This is a genomic window from Streptomyces malaysiensis subsp. samsunensis, assembly GCF_024519315.1.
GTDB classification, from domain to species: domain Bacteria; phylum Actinomycetota; class Actinomycetes; order Streptomycetales; family Streptomycetaceae; genus Streptomyces; species Streptomyces malaysiensis.
The window spans coordinates 55,799-71,543 of sequence record NZ_JANIIC010000058.1 but is presented as its reverse complement, the minus strand read 5'-3'; the positions used below and the strand labels follow the sequence as shown (position 1 = coordinate 71,543).

12 protein-coding genes are annotated in these 15,745 nt (G+C 71.5%); 5 read left to right on the top strand and 7 right to left on the bottom strand.

The window, feature by feature from the left end:
• Nucleotides 1–392: 392 nt before the first annotated feature.
• The 6 genes from NQU54_RS37220 to NQU54_RS37195 form a co-directional block, all read right to left on the bottom strand.
• Nucleotides 393–812, bottom strand: a complete 420-nt coding sequence (locus NQU54_RS37220) for a hypothetical protein (protein WP_257634862.1) — start codon at nucleotides 810–812, stop codon at nucleotides 393–395.
• A gap of 271 nt (nucleotides 813–1,083) precedes the next feature.
• A complete protein-coding gene (whiA, locus tag NQU54_RS37215; RefSeq protein ID WP_257634861.1) occupies nucleotides 1,084–2,073 on the bottom strand; it encodes a DNA-binding protein WhiA in 990 nt (329 codons plus the stop codon).
• Nucleotides 2,064–3,083, bottom strand: a complete 1,020-nt coding sequence (locus NQU54_RS37210) for a gluconeogenesis factor YvcK family protein (protein WP_257634860.1) — start codon at nucleotides 3,081–3,083, stop codon at nucleotides 2,064–2,066. Before NQU54_RS37210 ends, whiA begins: the two co-directional genes overlap by 10 nt.
• Nucleotides 3,080–4,015, bottom strand: a complete 936-nt coding sequence (rapZ, locus tag NQU54_RS37205) for an RNase adapter RapZ (protein WP_079257214.1) — start codon at nucleotides 4,013–4,015, stop codon at nucleotides 3,080–3,082. The genes NQU54_RS37210 and rapZ overlap by 4 nt, the downstream gene beginning before the upstream one ends.
• On the bottom strand, nucleotides 4,012–6,306 hold the full coding sequence (gene uvrC, locus NQU54_RS37200; RefSeq protein ID WP_257634859.1) for an excinuclease ABC subunit UvrC: 2,295 nt from the start codon (nucleotides 6,304–6,306) through the stop codon (nucleotides 4,012–4,014). Before uvrC ends, rapZ begins: the two co-directional genes overlap by 4 nt.
• Before the next feature lie 207 nt (nucleotides 6,307–6,513).
• Nucleotides 6,514–6,939: a QcrA and Rieske domain-containing protein gene (locus NQU54_RS37195; RefSeq protein WP_257634858.1), complete on the bottom strand. Its 426-nt coding sequence runs from the start codon at nucleotides 6,937–6,939 to the stop codon at nucleotides 6,514–6,516.
• 211 nt (nucleotides 6,940–7,150) lie between these two features.
• On the opposite strand from NQU54_RS37195, the gene NQU54_RS37190 reads away from it, so the two are divergent.
• Complete coding sequence (locus NQU54_RS37190; RefSeq protein WP_257634857.1) at nucleotides 7,151–8,209, top strand: LacI family DNA-binding transcriptional regulator; 1,059 nt, start codon at nucleotides 7,151–7,153, stop codon at nucleotides 8,207–8,209.
• Nucleotides 8,206–9,183, top strand: a complete 978-nt coding sequence (locus NQU54_RS37185) for a carbohydrate kinase family protein (protein WP_257634856.1) — start codon at nucleotides 8,206–8,208, stop codon at nucleotides 9,181–9,183. The genes NQU54_RS37190 and NQU54_RS37185 overlap by 4 nt, the downstream gene beginning before the upstream one ends.
• Before the next feature lie 388 nt (nucleotides 9,184–9,571).
• On the opposite strand, the gene uvrA is transcribed toward NQU54_RS37185, so the two are convergent.
• Nucleotides 9,572–12,589 carry an excinuclease ABC subunit UvrA gene (uvrA, locus tag NQU54_RS37180; RefSeq protein ID WP_079257217.1) on the bottom strand — a complete coding sequence of 1,006 codons (3,018 nt, stop codon included), beginning with the start codon at nucleotides 12,587–12,589 and terminating at the stop codon, nucleotides 9,572–9,574.
• A gap of 229 nt (nucleotides 12,590–12,818) precedes the next feature.
• On the opposite strand from uvrA, the gene NQU54_RS37175 reads away from it, so the two are divergent.
• The 3 genes from NQU54_RS37175 to NQU54_RS37165 all read left to right on the top strand — a co-directional run bounded on the left by NQU54_RS37175 (nucleotide 12,819) and on the right by NQU54_RS37165 (nucleotide 15,720).
• A complete protein-coding gene (locus NQU54_RS37175; protein WP_257634855.1) occupies nucleotides 12,819–13,550 on the top strand; it encodes a maleylpyruvate isomerase family mycothiol-dependent enzyme in 732 nt (243 codons plus the stop codon).
• Nucleotides 13,551–13,554: 4 nt separating this feature from the next.
• A complete protein-coding gene (locus NQU54_RS37170; protein WP_257634854.1) occupies nucleotides 13,555–14,211 on the top strand; it encodes an MBL fold metallo-hydrolase in 657 nt (218 codons plus the stop codon).
• A gap of 198 nt (nucleotides 14,212–14,409) precedes the next feature.
• Entirely contained in the window at nucleotides 14,410–15,720 is a 1,311-nt protein-coding gene (locus tag NQU54_RS37165; RefSeq protein ID WP_174886028.1) for an MFS transporter, read from the top strand.
• The last annotated feature ends 25 nt before the right edge of the window (nucleotides 15,721–15,745 follow it).

Below are 15,745 nucleotides of genomic sequence, written 5' to 3'. Positions count from 1 at the left end.
TAGGACTCCCTTCGGAATACCCCCATCAGCGCCACACGGGCGCAATTCACCTGCGTCACCAGCTTCATGGCCTCGGACCGTAGTACGACCGCCGCACGCAAGCCCGCCTTTACTCATCGATCACCATAACTGGTGACTCGCAGGGCGATGGTTCGATTCCCAGGCTCCGTCAACCGTTCGGGCGTTCGGGCGTTCGGTGCTGGACAGACAGCAGAGCGGCGACGCTCCGCAACGCCACTACGGGAGGCGATGAACTCCCCATCGCGAACACCAAGCAAGCGCTCCGGCGCATGACCCGGAGGACGTATGCGCCGCCGGATCGCTCGTGTGCTCCAGGGGCGCGAGGTGCTGGGGAGCGGGGACGCGGCTTCCGTGCTTCACTCCCGAGGCCGTCAGCCGACCACGCCCCCGGCCTGCTGCTGCTTCAACCCGCCCTCGCCGCTATAGGGGCGGAAGACACCGTCGCCCGCGGCCTTGAGGCGGTTGTGGGTCTGTGCGGAGACCTTCTTCTCGGTGATCCGCACGCCCTTGCCGCGCAGCTCGGCGGCCTGCTCGGCGGTGAGGTAGAGCCCGACCGGGCCGCTGCCCTTCTCGGGCACCTGCCGCCCCAGTTCGGTGCCGTCCGCTCCGGCGCGGAGCAGCAGCGGGATCTGCTCCTTCGTGACCTGGGCGGTCCATACGGACAGCCCCTCGCCGGCGGCGTCCGCCGGCGGTTGTGCGGTGGCCGCGGGTGCCGCGGCCAGTCCCCCCAGAAGCAACGCGGCCAGTGCAGCCACCGCGCCGCTCGATCTCACCGTCGGTCTGAGCTTCATGAGCCCCCCTGGCTGTCATGTGAACACGCGGGTGCGCAGCGCTCCAGACTTGTCAGGACACATGGTCATGTCAACAGCGGCGCGCGAACCGCCGGCACATGCCGCCTGGACGCACCACGTGGACGCACCGCGCCCCCGGATCGCTGGTGTGATCCGGGGGCGCGCGGTGTGCGGGGCGGGGTGTACGGCCCGCGGTGTCCGGGGCGCGGAGGGTGCGGGGCGCGACGTGCGGGGGGCTACGCGCTTCCGTGCCGCCTGCCGTTGGGCGCCGTCAGCCGACCATGCCCTCGGCCATCTCCTCGGTCAGGCTGGACTCGGTGCCGGGGATGCCCAGATCCTGGGCGCGCTTGTCGGCCATGGCCAGCAACCGGCGGATACGGCCCGCGACGGCGTCCTTGGTCAGCGGCGGGTCGGCGAGGGCGCCCAGCTCCTCCAGGGACGCCTGCTTGTGCTCCATGCGCAGCCGCCCGGCCGCGGCGAGGTGCTCGGGCACCTCGTCGCCCAGGATCTCCAGGGCGCGCTGCACCCGGGCCCCGGCGGCGACGGCGGCACGGGCCGAGCGGCGCAGATTGGCGTCGTCGAAGTTGGCGAGGCGGTTGGCGGTCGCCCGCACCTCGCGCCGCATCCGCCGCTCCTCCCAGGCGAGGACCGACTCGTGCGCGCCCAGCCGCGTCAACAGCGCGCCGATGGCGTCACCGTCCCGGACGACCACCCGGTCCACCCCGCGCACCTCGCGCGCCTTGGCGGCGATCTGGAGCCGGCGGGCGGCGCCGACCAACGCCAGCGCGGCCTCTGGGCCCGGGCAGGTCACCTCCAGGGAGGACGAGCGGCCGGGCTCGGTGAGCGAGCCATGGGCGAGGAAGGCCCCGCGCCAGGCGGCCTCGGCGTCGCAGGTGGCGCCGGAGACGACCTGCGGCGGCAGTCCGCGGATCGGCCGGCCGCGGCCGTCGACCAGGCCGGTCTGCCGTGCCAGCTGGTCACCGCCCGCCACCACCCGCACCACGTACCGGCTGCCGCGGCGCAGCCCGCCGGGGGCCATCACCACCAGATCCGAGGCGTGCCCGAAGATCTCCAGGATGTCCTTGCGCACCCTGCGGGCCGCGATCCCGGTGTCCAGCTCCGCCTCGATCACGATGCGCCCGCTGACCAGGTGCAGCCCGCCCGCGAACCGCAGGATCGCCGAGACCTCCGCTTTCCGGCAGCAGGTCCGGGTGACGGGGAGCCGGGAGATTTCGTCCTTCACCGCTGCCGTCATCGCCATGGGCCGATCCTTCCATGCATCCGAAAAATACGGTCGTACGCGGCCGCCAGAAGCTCCGGGTCATGCTTCGGGGCACCGTCGGTCGCGGCCACCGGCGCAAGCTCGACCGTGCCGCCCAGCCGCTTGGCGGCGTCGCACAGACTGCTCTGGTCGGGGACGGCGGCCTCGTCGGCAAGCACCACGTCGAAGGCGAGTTTAGGGGCGTGTCGGGCCAAAACCTCCAAATGACGCTGCGGGGAGAAGCCATCGGTTTCTCCGGGCTGAGGGGCGAGGTTCAGCGACAGCACCCGCCGGGCCTTGGTCTCGGTGAGCGCCTGGAGCAGATCGGGGACCAGCAGATGCGGGATCACGGAGGAGAACCAGGAGCCGGGCCCCAGCACCACCCAGTCGGCGTCCATGACCGCCGCGACGGCCTCGGGGACGGACGGTGGATCGTGCGGCACCAGATGGACCGACTGCACCTCACCGGGGGTGAGGGCCACGGTGGCCTGCCCGGCGACGATGGAGACCTCCTCCGGGCGCGCCGGGTCATGGCCCCGGACGTACGCCTGGAGCTCCAGGGGGACGGCCGACATGGGCAGCACCCGGCCGTGGGCGCCCAGCAGCTTGCCGACCAGGTCGAGCGCCTTCACATGGTCGCCCAGCTGCTCCCACAGGGCGACGATCAGCACATTGCCGACCGCGTGGCCGTGCAGATCGCCCTCGCTGGCGAAGCGGTGCTGGATGACCCGGGCCCAGGTCTGGCCCCAGTCGTCGTCGCCGCACAGCGCGGCCAGGGCCTTGCGCAGATCGCCGGGCGGCAGCACGCCCAGCTCGTCGCGGAGCCGTCCGCTGGAGCCCCCGTCGTCGGCCACGGTGACGACGGCGGTCAGATCGCCGGTGATCCGGCGCAGCGCGGCGAGCGACGCCGACAGGCCCATGCCGCCGCCGAGGGCGACGACCTTGGGCTGCGCGCCCCGGTTGGCCCGCGCCCCGACCAGCCGCCGCAACCGGTTGGTACGAACGGTCACTCGCGCCCCATGTCCCGGTGGACGATGACGGTCTCCACTCCCTCGGCGGCCAGCCTCGGGGCGAGCCGCTCGGACATCGCGACGCTGCGGTGCTTACCGCCGGTACAGCCGACGGCGATGGTCACATAGCGCTTGCCCTCGCGGCGGTAGCCCGCGGCGATCAGCTGGAGCAGCTCCGCGTAGCGGTCGAGGAACTCCTTGGCGCCGGGCTGGTTGAAGACGTAACTGGAGACCTCCTCGTTGAGCCCGGTGAAGGGGCGCAGCTCGGGGACCCAGTGCGGATTGGGCAGGAAGCGGCAGTCCACCACCAGATCGGCGTCGACCGGCAGACCGTACTTGTAGCCGAACGACATCACGGTGGCCCGCAGCTCGGGCTCCTCCTCGCCCGCGAACTGGGCGTCCATCTTGGCGCGCAGCTCATGGACGTTGAGGCTGGAGGTGTCGATCACCAGATCGGCGTCTCCGCGCAGCTCGCGCAGCAGATCGCGCTCGGCTGCGATACCGTCCACGATCCGGCCGTCGCCCTGGAGGGGGTGCGGACGGCGCACGGACTCGAAACGGCGCACGAGGGCGTCGTCGGACGCCTCCAGGAACAGCACGCGCCGCTTGACGTTCTTGGCGGCGAGGTCGGCGAGGGACTCGCGGAGGTTGTCGAAGAAGCGGCGGCCGCGGACGTCCACCACCACGGCGATCCGGGCCACATTGCCCTGGGAGCGGGCGCCCAGGTCGACCATGGTGGGGATCAGCGCGGGCGGCAGGTTGTCCACGACGAACCAGCCGAGGTCCTCCAGACACTTGGCGGCGGTGCTGCGCCCCGCACCCGACATTCCAGAGATGATCACCAGCTCGGGGATGGCCGCCGCCTCGGCGGGCTCGCCCGACGTGCCCGTATTCACCTGCGCTCCGTCTCCATGGTTCGCGTGCTCGGTCATGGTCTGGTCCCCCCGTTCGACGACGCCGCGCCGGCGGCCTCGTCCTCAATGATCTCTCCTGTTGCGGTGTTCACGGCGGGCGCGGCGGGGGCGGCCCCGGCGAGCGCCGCGGCGACCGTCTCGGCCGTCTTACGGCCGACGCCCGGCACCTCGCAGATCTGCTCGACCGTGGCGGCGCGCAGCCGCTTGACCGAGCCGAAGTGCTTCAGCAGGGCCTGCTTACGGCTGTCACCGAGGCCCGGAACGGCATCGAGCGGCCCGGCCTTCATCGACTTGGCGCGCTTGCTGCGCTGGTAGGTGATGGCGAAGCGGTGGGCCTCGTCGCGGACCCGCTGGAGGAGATAGAGCCCTTCGCTGCTGCGGGGCAGCACCACCGGGTCGTCCTCATCCGGCAGCCACACCTCCTCGAGGCGCTTGGCGAGGCCGCAGACGGCGACATCGTCGACGCCGAGCTCGTCCAGGGCCCGTTTGGCGGCGGCCACCTGCGGCTTTCCACCGTCGACCACGACGAGCTGGGGCGGGTAGGCGAACCGCTTGGGCCTGCCCTCCTCGTCGAGCGGCCCGGAGGACCCAGGGGCGGGCCCGTCGGCGTCCTGCCCGGCGGGGGCGGTGACGCCGGTGGGCCCGGTGACACCGGCGGATTCCGTGGCCCCGGCGGCCTCGGCAGGTTCCGTGGACCCGGGGGTCCCGGCAGGTTCTGTGGCCTCGGTGACCTCGGTGACCTTGGTGGTCTCCGGGGACCCGACCGTTCCCGGAGTCACGGCAGCCCCAGTGGCCCCAGTGGCTCCAGTGGCCCCAGTAGCCCCAGTAGCCCCAGTAGCCCCAGTAGCCCCAACAGGATCCGTGGACCCGGCGGCCTCCGTGGCCTCTTCCTCCCACTCCCCCGTCTTCTGCTTCTCGTGCAGATAGCGGCGGAAACGGCGGCTGACGACCTCGTGCATGGAGCGGACATCGTCCTGCCCGGCGAAGCTCTTGATCTGGAAACGGCGGTACTCACTCTTACGGGGGAGCCCGTCCTCGAAGACCACCATGGAGGCCACCACGTCATCGCCCTGGAGATGGGAGATGTCGAAGCACTCGACGCGCAGCGGAGCGGAGTCCAGCCCCAGGGCCTCGGCGATCTCCTCCAGCGCCCGGGAGCGGGTGGTGAGGTCGGAGGCGCGCTTGGTCTTGTGCAGCGCGAGCGCCTGCTGGGCGTTGCGCTGGACGGTCTCCATCAGGTCCTTCTTGTCGCCGCGCTGCGGAATGCGCAGATCGACCCGGGAGCCCCGGCGCCCGGTGAGCCACTCGGTGACCGGCTCGGCCGGGTCCGGCACGGCGGGTACCAGGACCTCCTTGGGGACGGCGTCGCCGCTCTCCTCCCCGTACAGCTGCTGGAGGGCGTGCTCGACCAGCCCGGCGGTGTCGACGGCCTCGACCTTGTCGGTGACCCAGCCGCGCTGACCGCGCACCCGGCCGCCGCGCACATGGAAGATCTGGACGGCGGCCTCCAGCTCGTCCTCGGCGACCGCTATCAGATCGGCGTCCGTGGCATCGGCGAGCACCACCGCGTTCTTCTCCATGGCGCGCTTGAGCGCCCCTATGTCGTCACGGAGCCGGGCCGCCTTCTCGTACTCCATCTCCTCGGCGGCCTCGTGCATCCGCTGCTCCAGGCGGCGCAGATAGGTGCCGGTGCGGCCGGCCATGAAGTCGCAGAACTCCTCGGCCAGTTGGCGGTGCTCCTCGGCGGTGACCCGGCCGACGCAGGGGGCCGAGCACTTGCCGATATAGCCGAGCAGACAGGGGCGGCCGATCTGGGCGGAGCGCTTGAACACCCCGGCGGAGCAGGTCCGGACGGGGAACACGCGCAGCATCAGGTCGACGGTCTCGCGGATGGCCCAGGCGTGGCCGTACGGGCCGAAGTAGCGCACGCCCTTCTTCTTGGCGCCACGCATCACCTGGACCCGGGGGAACTCCTCGTTGAGGGTCACGGCGAGGGAGGGGTAGCTCTTGTCGTCGCGGTACTTGACGTTGAACCGGGGGTCGAACTCCTTGATCCAGGAGTACTCGAGCTGAAGGGCCTCGACCTCGGTGGAGACCACGGTCCACTCCACGGCGGCCGCCGTGGTGACCATGGTGCGGGTGCGCGGATGGAGGTTCGCCAGGTCCTGGAAGTACGAGGAGAGCCGCTGACGCAGGCTCTTCGCCTTTCCGACGTAGATCACCCGGCCGTGTTCATCACGGAACTTGTAGACCCCCGGCGAGTCGGGGATCTGTCCCGGCTTGGGGCGGTAGCTGCTCGGGTCGGCCATGGTCACCACCCTACTTGCGGCAGGTGACACATCCGGCGGCCTCGGGACGCGGTTCGATGAGGTCCAGGGGATTTGGGGATTCCGCCGTCGCCCGGGCGCGCGCCGGGCGCCCGCTCAGGCGCCGGGCGCCCGCTCAGGCGTCGGTGGCCCGCCCAGGAGTCAGAGCCCGCTCAGGCGGCCAGAGTCCGCTCAGGCATCGGAGCCCGCTCAGGCGTCCGGGCCCGCGACCAGCCGTCCGCCCTTCGCGGTGACCGGGACCGACGGCAGCGGCTTCTCCGCGGGCCCCTGGAGGACCTTGCCGGTGCGGGCGTCGAACTGGCTGCCGTGGCAGGGGCAGTTGATCTTGCCGTCCTCGACGGTGTCGACGACGCATCCGGCGTGGGTGCACACCGCGCTGAACGCCGTGAACTCGCCCTTGGCGGTCTGGGCCACCACCACTCGCTGTTCGCGGTAGATCTTGGCGCCGCCGACCGGGACGCCACCGGCCGAGCCGAGGTCCACGGGGGCGGTGGGCGTCGAGGACGCCTTCTTGACCGATCCGCCCGGGGAGCAGGCCGCCGCCCCGAGCCCGGCGGCTCCGGCCAGCGCGGCGCAGCACAGCACGGTTCGACGGGAGGCGGGGTGGCTGGACATGTACGGCTCCTGGGGGTGTGGGGGCTCCTTGACCATACCGGCACAGATCCTTCCGTTCGCCGCCGCCTCCCTACGACGACGTAAGCGCTTGCGCAAACGTTTACGTCGGATCGAGGATGCGATACGTTACGTGCCCCCGGGGCCCCATAAGCCCGACGACCCCGACGAACACTCATGACCCCGGCGACCACACCATCGAGGAGCGCAGCGGATGGCAACCATGGTCGACGTCGCCCGCCGTGCCGGGGTGTCCGTGGCCACCGTCTCGCATGTGCTCAACGAGACCCGGCCGGTCCGCCCCGGCACCCGTAAGGCCGTGCTGGACGCCATCGACGACCTCGGGTACATCCCCAATACGCTCGCGCGCTCCCTGGTGACCGCGCGCACCCGCTCGATCGGCCTGGCCGTCTCGGCGATCAGCAATCCGTACTTCACCGAGATCCTCCAGGGCGTCGAGTCCTGCGCCCTGGAGCGGGGGTACGGTCTGCTGATCGCCGATCCGCACGACGATCCCGAGCATGAGCGCAAGGCCGTCGGGCTGCTCCATGAGCGGCGGGTGGACGGCGTGATCGTCGCCCCGTCGGCCGAGCCCGCCGGACTGCTGGAGTATCTGGCCCGCCGCGAGATCCCCGCCGTCTTCCTCGACCGGCTGGTCGGCGACGCCCATGACCAGGTGTGCGCCGAGAACGCCCGCCCCGTCGAACAGCTGGTGGACCATCTGGCCGGCCTCGGCCACATCCGCATCGGGCTGATCGCGGGGCTGCCGGGGCTGAGCACCACCACCGAGCGGATCGCGGGCTACCGGGCCGGGCTGGAGCGGCACGGGCTGCCGTTCCGCCCCGGGCTGCTGGCCGAGGGCCACTCCGAGGCACGGGGCGCGGAGGACGCCGTCCACCGGCTGCTGGCCTCCTCCGAGCCGCCCACCGCGATCATCACCGCGAACAATGTGATGACCATCGGCGCGCTGCGCGCCCTGCGCACGGCCGGCCTGGGCGTGCCGGACGATCTCGCGCTCGTCTGCTTCGACGACTTCTCCTGGGCGGATGTCTTCTCCCCCGGGCTCACCGCGATCTCCCAGCCAAGCCGGGAGGTCGGCGCCACAGCCGTCCGGCTGCTGCTCGACCGGCTGGAGGACCCGGCGCGGCCGCCGCGTACCGTCCGGCTGCCCTGCGACTTCGTCCACCGCACCTCCTGCGGCTGTGTGGCCGAAGCCCCCGACCGACCGCTCCCCGGAACACCCGGACTCCCCGGAAAGGACCCCGTCTCGTGATCGTCGTCGCCGGAGAAGCCCTGATCGACCTCGTGCCCGAGCGCACGTCGAACGCCGCATCGAGCGCCACGGCGGGCGAGCCGCTGCCCTCGCTGCGGCCGGCGCGCGGCGGCGGCCCGTACAACACCGCGCTGGCGCTGGGGCGGCTCGGCTCGCCCACCGCGTTCTGCTCACGCGTCTCCACGGACGGGTTCGGGGAGGCGCTGCTGGAGGGCTTGCGCAAGGACGGCGTGGACACCGCGCTGGTGCAGCGTGGCGAGGAGCCCACGACCCTGGCCGTCGCCTCCATCGGGGCCGATGGCTCGGCCGGGTACGGCTTCTATGTGCAGGGCACCGCGGACCGGCTCTTCACGCTGCCGCCGTCCCTTCCCGAGGGGGTGCGCGCGCTGTCGCTGGGCACCTGCTCGCTGGTGCTGGAGCCGGGCGCGAGCGCGTATGAGGAGCTGCTGCGGCGCGAGGCCGCACGCGGTGTCTTCACCACGCTGGACCCCAATATCCGCGCCGGACTGATCCCCGACGCCGATGCCTACCGGGCCCGCTTCCGCGGCTGGCTGCCCCATATCGGCCTGCTGAAGCTGTCCATAGAGGACGCCAGGTGGCTGGCCGACTCGGAGGACGCGGCGGATGTCGAGACGGCCCTGGACGAGTGGCTGGCGGCAGGTCCGGCGGCCGTGGTGCTCACCCATGGCGGTGAGGGCCTGAGCGTACGGCGCCAGGACGGCTCCGTGCTCTTTGTGCCGGGTGAGCGGGTGGACATCGTGGACACCATCGGGGCGGGCGACACCGTGAACGCCGCGCTGCTGCACCGGCTGGCGGAGCACCAGGCGCTGTCGGCGCCCGCGCTGGCCAAGCTGGACGAGGCGGCCTGGCGGGATGTGCTGGGCTTCGCCGCCCGCGCCGCCGCGATCACCTGCTCCCGAGCGGGCGCGGAGCCGCCCTACGCCTCCGAGTTGGTGTCAACTTCTCGGCCATGAACAGACCGAGCGTGTTGACTCAGTCGGCCACACCGATTCATGCTCTTTGCCCACGGCTGGTTGCCGTGGCGAAGTCACATCCACCGCAGGACTGCGGTGCGGGACCGTTGACGGGGCCCCACGCCGGGGCAGACCCGGCGACATCCGCCCGGTCAACGCCATCTGAGCCGTATCCCCGGCAAGCCGGTTCGTGCCTTGCAGGCTCGCGAACGGATACGTGGAGGTTACCGGACCGCCGAGCGGTCCGGTAACGAGAGATTCGATTCCTCCCGGGCGTGAACCGCCCGGGCCCGCATGCGCCGTGCCCGGCCGGACCGGGCACGGCGCACCAAGCGCGGGTGTGGCGGCGCGGGCACGGCACGCCAAACGCGGGCGCAACAGGCGCGGGCTACTTCGCGGACGCCCGCTTGGAGGCGGCCGTGCTCTTGGCCGCCGCCTTCTTGGCCACGGTCTTCTTCGCCGCGGTCTTCTTGGCCGCCGTGCTCTTGGCGGCGGCCTTCTTGGCGGGCGCCTTCTTATTGTTCGCGCCGCCCTTGCGCGCGGCGGGCACCGTCGCGTCGCTCACCCGGTCGCCCAGCATGTCCCGCAGGAACTTCCCGGTGTGGCTGGCCGGGACCGAGGCCACATCCTCCGGGGTGCCCTCGGCGATCACCAGACCACCGCCGCTGCCGCCCTCGGGGCCCATGTCCACGACCCAGTCGGCCGTCTTGATCACATCGAGGTTGTGCTCGATGACGATCACGGTGTTGCCCTTGTCGACCAGTCCGGAGAGCACGGTGATCAGCTTGCTGATGTCCTCGAAGTGCAGACCGGTGGTCGGCTCGTCCAGCACGTACACCGTGCGGCCGGTCGACCGCTTCTGGAGCTCGCTCGCCAGCTTGACGCGCTGGGCCTCACCGCCGGAGAGGGTCGGCGCGGGCTGCCCGAGCCGGACATAGCCCAGCCCGACCTCGTTGAGGGTGCGCAGATGACGGGCGATGGTGGGCACCGCCTCGAAGAAGTCCAGCGCCTCCTCGATGGGCATGTCCAGCACCTCGGCGATGGACTTGCCCTTGTAGTGCACCTCCAGGGTCTCCCGGTTGTAGCGCGCGCCGTGGCAGACCTCGCACGGCACATACACATCCGGCAGGAAGTTCATCTCGATCTTGATGGTGCCGTCACCGGAGCAGTTCTCACAGCGGCCGCCCTTGACGTTGAAGGAGAACCGGCCGGGCTGGTACCCGCGGACCTTGGCCTCCATCGTCTCCGCGAACAGCTTGCGCACATGGTCGAAGACGCCGGTGTACGTCGCCGGGTTGGAGCGCGGGGTGCGGCCGATGGGCGACTGGTCGACGTGCACCACCTTGTCGACGAGATCGTCGCCCGCGACCCGGGTGTGCCGCCCCGGGACCGCCCGCGCGCCGTTCAGCTCACGGGCCAGATGGGTGTAGAGGATGTCGTTGACCAGCGTGGACTTACCCGAGCCCGAGACACCGGTGACGGCGGTGAGCACCCCCAGCGGGAAGGACACATCGATGTCCTGGAGGTTGTTCTCCCGCGCGCCGTGGACGGTGAGATGCCGCTTGGGGTCCACGGAGCGGCGCGTCGACGGCAGCGGGATGGCCCTCTTGCCGGAGAGATAGTGCCCGGTCACCGACTCCTGGTTGACCAGCAGCTCGCTCAGCGGCCCGCTGTGCACCACCTTGCCGCCGTGCTCACCCGCGCCCGGACCGATGTCCACCACCCAGTCCGAGGTCTTGATGGTGTCCTCGTCGTGCTCCACGACGATCAGGGTGTTGCCGAGGTCGCGCAGCCGCACCAGCGTCTCGATCAGCCGGTGGTTGTCGCGCTGGTGCAGGCCGATGGACGGCTCGTCCAGGACGTAGAGCACACCGACCAGACCGGAGCCGATCTGGGTGGCCAGCCGGATGCGCTGGGCCTCGCCGCCGGAGAGGGTGCCCGCGGCCCGGTTGAGCGAGAGGTAGTCCAGGCCGACGTCGACCAGGAACCTCAGCCGCTCGTTGACCTCCTTGAGGACCCGCTCGGCGATGGTCTTCTCGCGCGGGCTGAGCCGCATGGCGCGCAGGAACTCGGCGCATTCGCTGATCGACATCGCCGAGACGTCCGCGATGGACTTGTCCTGCACGGTGACTGCCAGGACGATCGGCTTGAGGCGGGTGCCCTCACAGGTGGGGCAGGGCACCTCGCGCATATAGCCCTCGAACCGCTCCCGGCTGGTGTCGCTCTCCGCCTCCGAATGGCGCCGCTTCACATAGGGCACCGCGCCCTCGAAGGCCGTGGTGTACGCCCGCTGGCGGCCGTAGCGATTGCGGTAGCGGACCTCGATCTGGGTCCGGTGGCCGTTGAGCAGGGCCTTCTTGGCGCGCTGCGGAAGCCCGGCCCAGGGGATGTCCGTACGGAAGCCGAGGGCGTCGGCGAGCGCGCCGACCAGCCGCCCGAAGTAGTCCTTGGTGTGGCCGTGGGACCAGGGGTGGATGGCGCCCTCGTCGAGCGACTTCTCCTCGTCCGGGATGATCAGCTCCGGGTCGACCTCCATCCGGGTGCCGATACCGGTGCAGTCCGGGCAGGCGCCGAAGGGCGAGTTGAAGGAGAAGGTGCGCGGCTCCAGCTCCTCGAAGGACAGGTCGTCGTACGGGCAGTACAGATGCTCGGAGAACATCCGCTCCCGCTGCGGGTCGTCCTCGTCGAGGTCCACGAAGTCGAGGATCACCATGCCGCCGGAGAGGCCGAGCGCGGTCTCCACCGAGTCGGTCAGCCGGCGCTTGGCGCTCTCCTTGACGGTGAGGCGGTCCACGACCACCTCGATGGTGTGCTTCTCCTGCTTCTTCAGCTTCGGCGGATCGGCCAGGTGGACGGTGGTGCCGTCCACCCGGGCGCGGCTGTAGCCCTTGGTCTGGAGATCGGAGAAGAGGTCGACGAACTCCCCCTTGCGCTCGCGCACCAGCGGGGAGAGCACCTGGAAGCGGCTGCCCTCGGGGAGCTCCAGCACCCGGTCCACGATCGCCTGCGGCGACTGGCGGGCGATCGGACGGCCGCATTCGGGGCAGTGCGGCTTGCCGATACGGGCGAACAGCAGCCGGAGGTAGTCATAGACCTCGGTGATGGTGCCGACCGTCGAGCGCGGGTTGCGCGACGTCGACTTCTGGTCGATCGACACCGCCGGGGACAGGCCCTCGATGAAGTCCACATCGGGCTTGTCCATCTGCCCCAGGAACTGGCGGGCGTAGGAGGAGAGCGACTCGACGTAGCGGCGCTGCCCCTCGGCGAAGATCGTGTCGAACGCGAGGGACGACTTGCCCGACCCGGACAGCCCGGTGAAGACGATGAGCGAGTCGCGAGGAAGGTCGAGTGAGACGTTCTTGAGGTTGTGCTCGCGAGCGCCACGAACGATGAGACGGTCGGCCACGCCGGTCGGCACCTTTCTTGAGAGAGACGGGGTGCGCCGAGCCCGCTCACGGGGCGGCCCTGCCGGACGGAGCAGAGGCGGAGCGGAGCGAAACCCCCAACCCAGGGTATGGGGGCACGACGACGATGTCTTAAGGATGCAGCACACCGAGCCTATAGCACGCACATTCGATTTGCCGGGCGCGGGAGCCGACTTCACCCGATCGTGTGGTGCGCACTACGGTCGGGTCATGACCGACTACACCCGGGACGCCCTCGCCGTACAGCAGGCGACGGAACGGCTGCTGGCCGCCGTCGCCGCCCTCGACGACGCGACCCTCACCGGCGCTTCGGCGCTCCCCGGCTGGACCCGCGGCCATGTCCTGGCCCACCTCGCCCGTAACGCGGACGCCTTGGTGAACCTTCTCACCTGGGCCCGGACCGGTGAAGAGACACCGATGTACGCCGACGCGGAGACGCGCGACGCCGAGATCCGGCGCGATGCCGTCCGTCCGCTCGCCGTCCACCTGGACGATCTGCGCACGAGCGCCACCCGCTTCGACTCGGCGGTCGCCGCGCTGCCCCCGGAGCGCCTGCCGTACGAGGTGACCCTGCGCGGTGGTGTCCGGGAGCGGGCCGCCGGGCTGCCGCTGCGCCGGCTCGCCGAGGTCGAGCTGCACCATGTCGATCTCGGTATCGGCTACACCGTGGCAGATCTGCCCGCCACGTTCGTCGAGAGCCAGCTCACCGTGCTGCTCGGTACAAGGTTCGGCGGGCACCCGGATATTCCCCCGCTGCGGCTGGTCACCGGGTCCGGCGGAGAGGAGGTCCGGCACACCGGCCGCCCCGCGGCCCCCGGGGAGTCCCCGGTCACCGTCACCGGCTCCCCCGCCGCCCTGCTGGGCTGGCTCACCGGCCGTACGGACGGCGCCGAACTCTCCTGCCCCGGCGGTCCCCTGCCCGTCATCCCCGCACTAGGCTGAGGCCATGACCTACAGCGGAGTGGTGACGGTCGGCGGACCGGCGGACGTGCATGAACTGCCCGATCTCATGATCTCGAAGGTCGCGGTCGGCCCCATGTCGAACAACGCCTATCTGCTGCGCTGCCGGGCCACCGACGAACAGCTGCTGATCGACGCCGCGGCCGAGCCGCACACCCTGCTCTCCCTCATCGGCGACAGCGGGATCGCGTCCGTGGTCACCACCCACCGCCACCCCGACCACTGGGGCGCGCTGCGCGAGGTGATGGAGGCCACCGGCGCCCGCACCTACGCGGGCCGCTACGACGCGGAGGGCATCCCGGCGCGGACCGATGTGCTGGTCGAGGACGGCGACACGGTGCGGGTCGGCCGGGTCGAGCTGACCGCCCGCCATCTGGTCGGCCACACCCCGGGCAGCATCGCCCTGATCTACGACGATCCGCACGGCCATCCGCACGTGTTCACCGGCGACTGCCTCTTCCCGGGCGGCGTCGGCAACACCCGTAAGGATCCCAAGGCGTTCGAGAGCCTGCTCAACGACGTCGAGACCAAGCTCTTCGCCCGGCTTCCGGACGAGACCTGGGTCTACCCCGGCCACGGCGACGACACCACCCTCGGCGCCGAGCGCCCGCACCTCGGGGAGTGGCGCGAGCGCGGCTGGTAGCGGCGCGTAGCACCCCCCCCGGTGGTGCGCGCGGCCGATAGTGGCCCCAGCGTTGCGCGCGGCGACAGCGGCCCCCGTGGTGTGCGCGGCTGACAGCGACGCGCGTACGCCCCGGAGCGACGCGCGTCTCCGTACGCCCCGTGACCCCTGACGGGCCAGGGCGGTTGTCGCGTCATGCAGCATGACCGCTCTCCGTCCATGGCCCGCCTCGCCGCCGCGTCCCTGGCCGGCACCGCGATCGAGTTCTACGACTTCTTCGTCTACGGCACGGCCGCGGCCCTCGTCCTCGGCCCGCTGTTCTTCCCCACCTTCTCGCCGCTGGTCGGCACCCTCGCCGCCTTCGGCACCTTCGCCGCCGGCTTCGTCTCCCGGCCGCTGGGCTCGATGCTCTTCGGGCCCATCGGCGACCGCCATGGACGCCGGCCGGTGCTCATCGCCTCACTGCTGCTCACCGGCCTCGCGACCGTGGCCGTGGGCTTCGTCCCGACCTACGACTCGATCGGCGTCGCCGCCCCCGTCCTGCTGCTCGTGCTGCGCTTCCTCCAGGGGCTGGGGCTCGGCGGCGAATGGGGCGGCGCGGTGCTGCTGACCGCCGAGCACGCGCCCGCGGCGAAGCGCGGGCTGTGGTCGGGCTTTCCGCAGGTCGGCCCGTCCATCGGCTTTCTGCTGGCCAACGGCACGATGCTGGCCCTGTCGGCCACGCTGAGCGAGGGCGAGTTCCGGTCCTGGGGGTGGCGGGTGCCGTTCTGGGGCGCGGGGCTGCTGGCGGGCGCCGGGCTGCTGCTGCGGGCCCGGCTGACCGAGAGCCCGCGGTTCCGGGAGCTGGCCGAGCGCGGCGACCGGGCCGCCGCGCCGCTGGCCGAGGTGGTGCGCGGCCACTGGCGGCTGGTCCTGCTGACCGCGGGCGGGCTCGCGGTGGGCTATGCCGTCTTCTACGCGGTCACGACCTGGTCCCTGGCGTACGGCACCGAGCGGCTCGGCGTGGGGCGCACCACCCTGCTGGGCTGCGTCATGGCGGCCGTGGCGGTCACCGGCGCCGTGACGCCCCTGGCGGCCCACCTCGGCGACCGCTTCGGGCGGCGGCCGCTGTGCCTGGCGGGGTGTGTGGCCATCGTGGTGTGGATGTTTCCGCTGATCGCGCTGTTGCGCACCGGTGAGCCGCCGCTGATGTTCCTCGGCTTTCTGGGCGCGCTGCTCGCCTTCATCGCCATGTTCGCCGTGACCTCGGCCTATCTGCCGGAGCTGTTCGAGGCACGGGTGCGCTGTACGGGGGCGGCGCTCGGCTACAACCTCGCGGGCGTCCTCGGCGGGGCGCTCACGCCGATCGTCGCGACGGCGATGTCCCACGGCGACGGCCCGCCCTGGGGCGTCGCCGCGTATCTGACCGCCGTCGCGCTGCTGAGCCTGGGCTGCTTCGCGCTGCTGCCGGAGACACGGCCGACGGCCGACCGCCCGGATGGTGGACGGTCGGCCGTACGGCCTCTGGAGGCCGGGGAGGCGGCTGTGTGAGCCCGTCTCCCGGGTCCGGGACTCG

Excerpts from the sequence above, each read along its gene's own strand:
- NQU54_RS37220 (WP_257634862.1), bottom strand. The coding sequence starts at position 812 with ATGAAGCTCAGACCGACGGTGAGATCGAGCGGCGCGGTGGCTGCACTG.
- whiA (WP_257634861.1), bottom strand. The coding sequence starts at position 2,073 with ATGGCGATGACGGCAGCGGTGAAGGACGAAATCTCCCGGCTCCCCGTC.
- rapZ (WP_079257214.1), bottom strand. The coding sequence starts at position 4,015 with ATGACCGAGCACGCGAACCATGGAGACGGAGCGCAGGTGAATACGGGC.
- uvrC (WP_257634859.1), bottom strand. The coding sequence starts at position 6,306 with ATGGCCGACCCGAGCAGCTACCGCCCCAAGCCGGGACAGATCCCCGAC.
- NQU54_RS37195 (WP_257634858.1), bottom strand. The coding sequence starts at position 6,939 with ATGTCCAGCCACCCCGCCTCCCGTCGAACCGTGCTGTGCTGCGCCGCG.
- NQU54_RS37190 (WP_257634857.1), top strand. The coding sequence starts at position 7,151 with ATGGCAACCATGGTCGACGTCGCCCGCCGTGCCGGGGTGTCCGTGGCC.
- NQU54_RS37175 (WP_257634855.1), top strand. The coding sequence starts at position 12,819 with ATGACCGACTACACCCGGGACGCCCTCGCCGTACAGCAGGCGACGGAA.
- NQU54_RS37170 (WP_257634854.1), top strand. The coding sequence starts at position 13,555 with ATGACCTACAGCGGAGTGGTGACGGTCGGCGGACCGGCGGACGTGCAT.
- NQU54_RS37165 (WP_174886028.1), top strand. The coding sequence starts at position 14,410 with ATGGCCCGCCTCGCCGCCGCGTCCCTGGCCGGCACCGCGATCGAGTTC.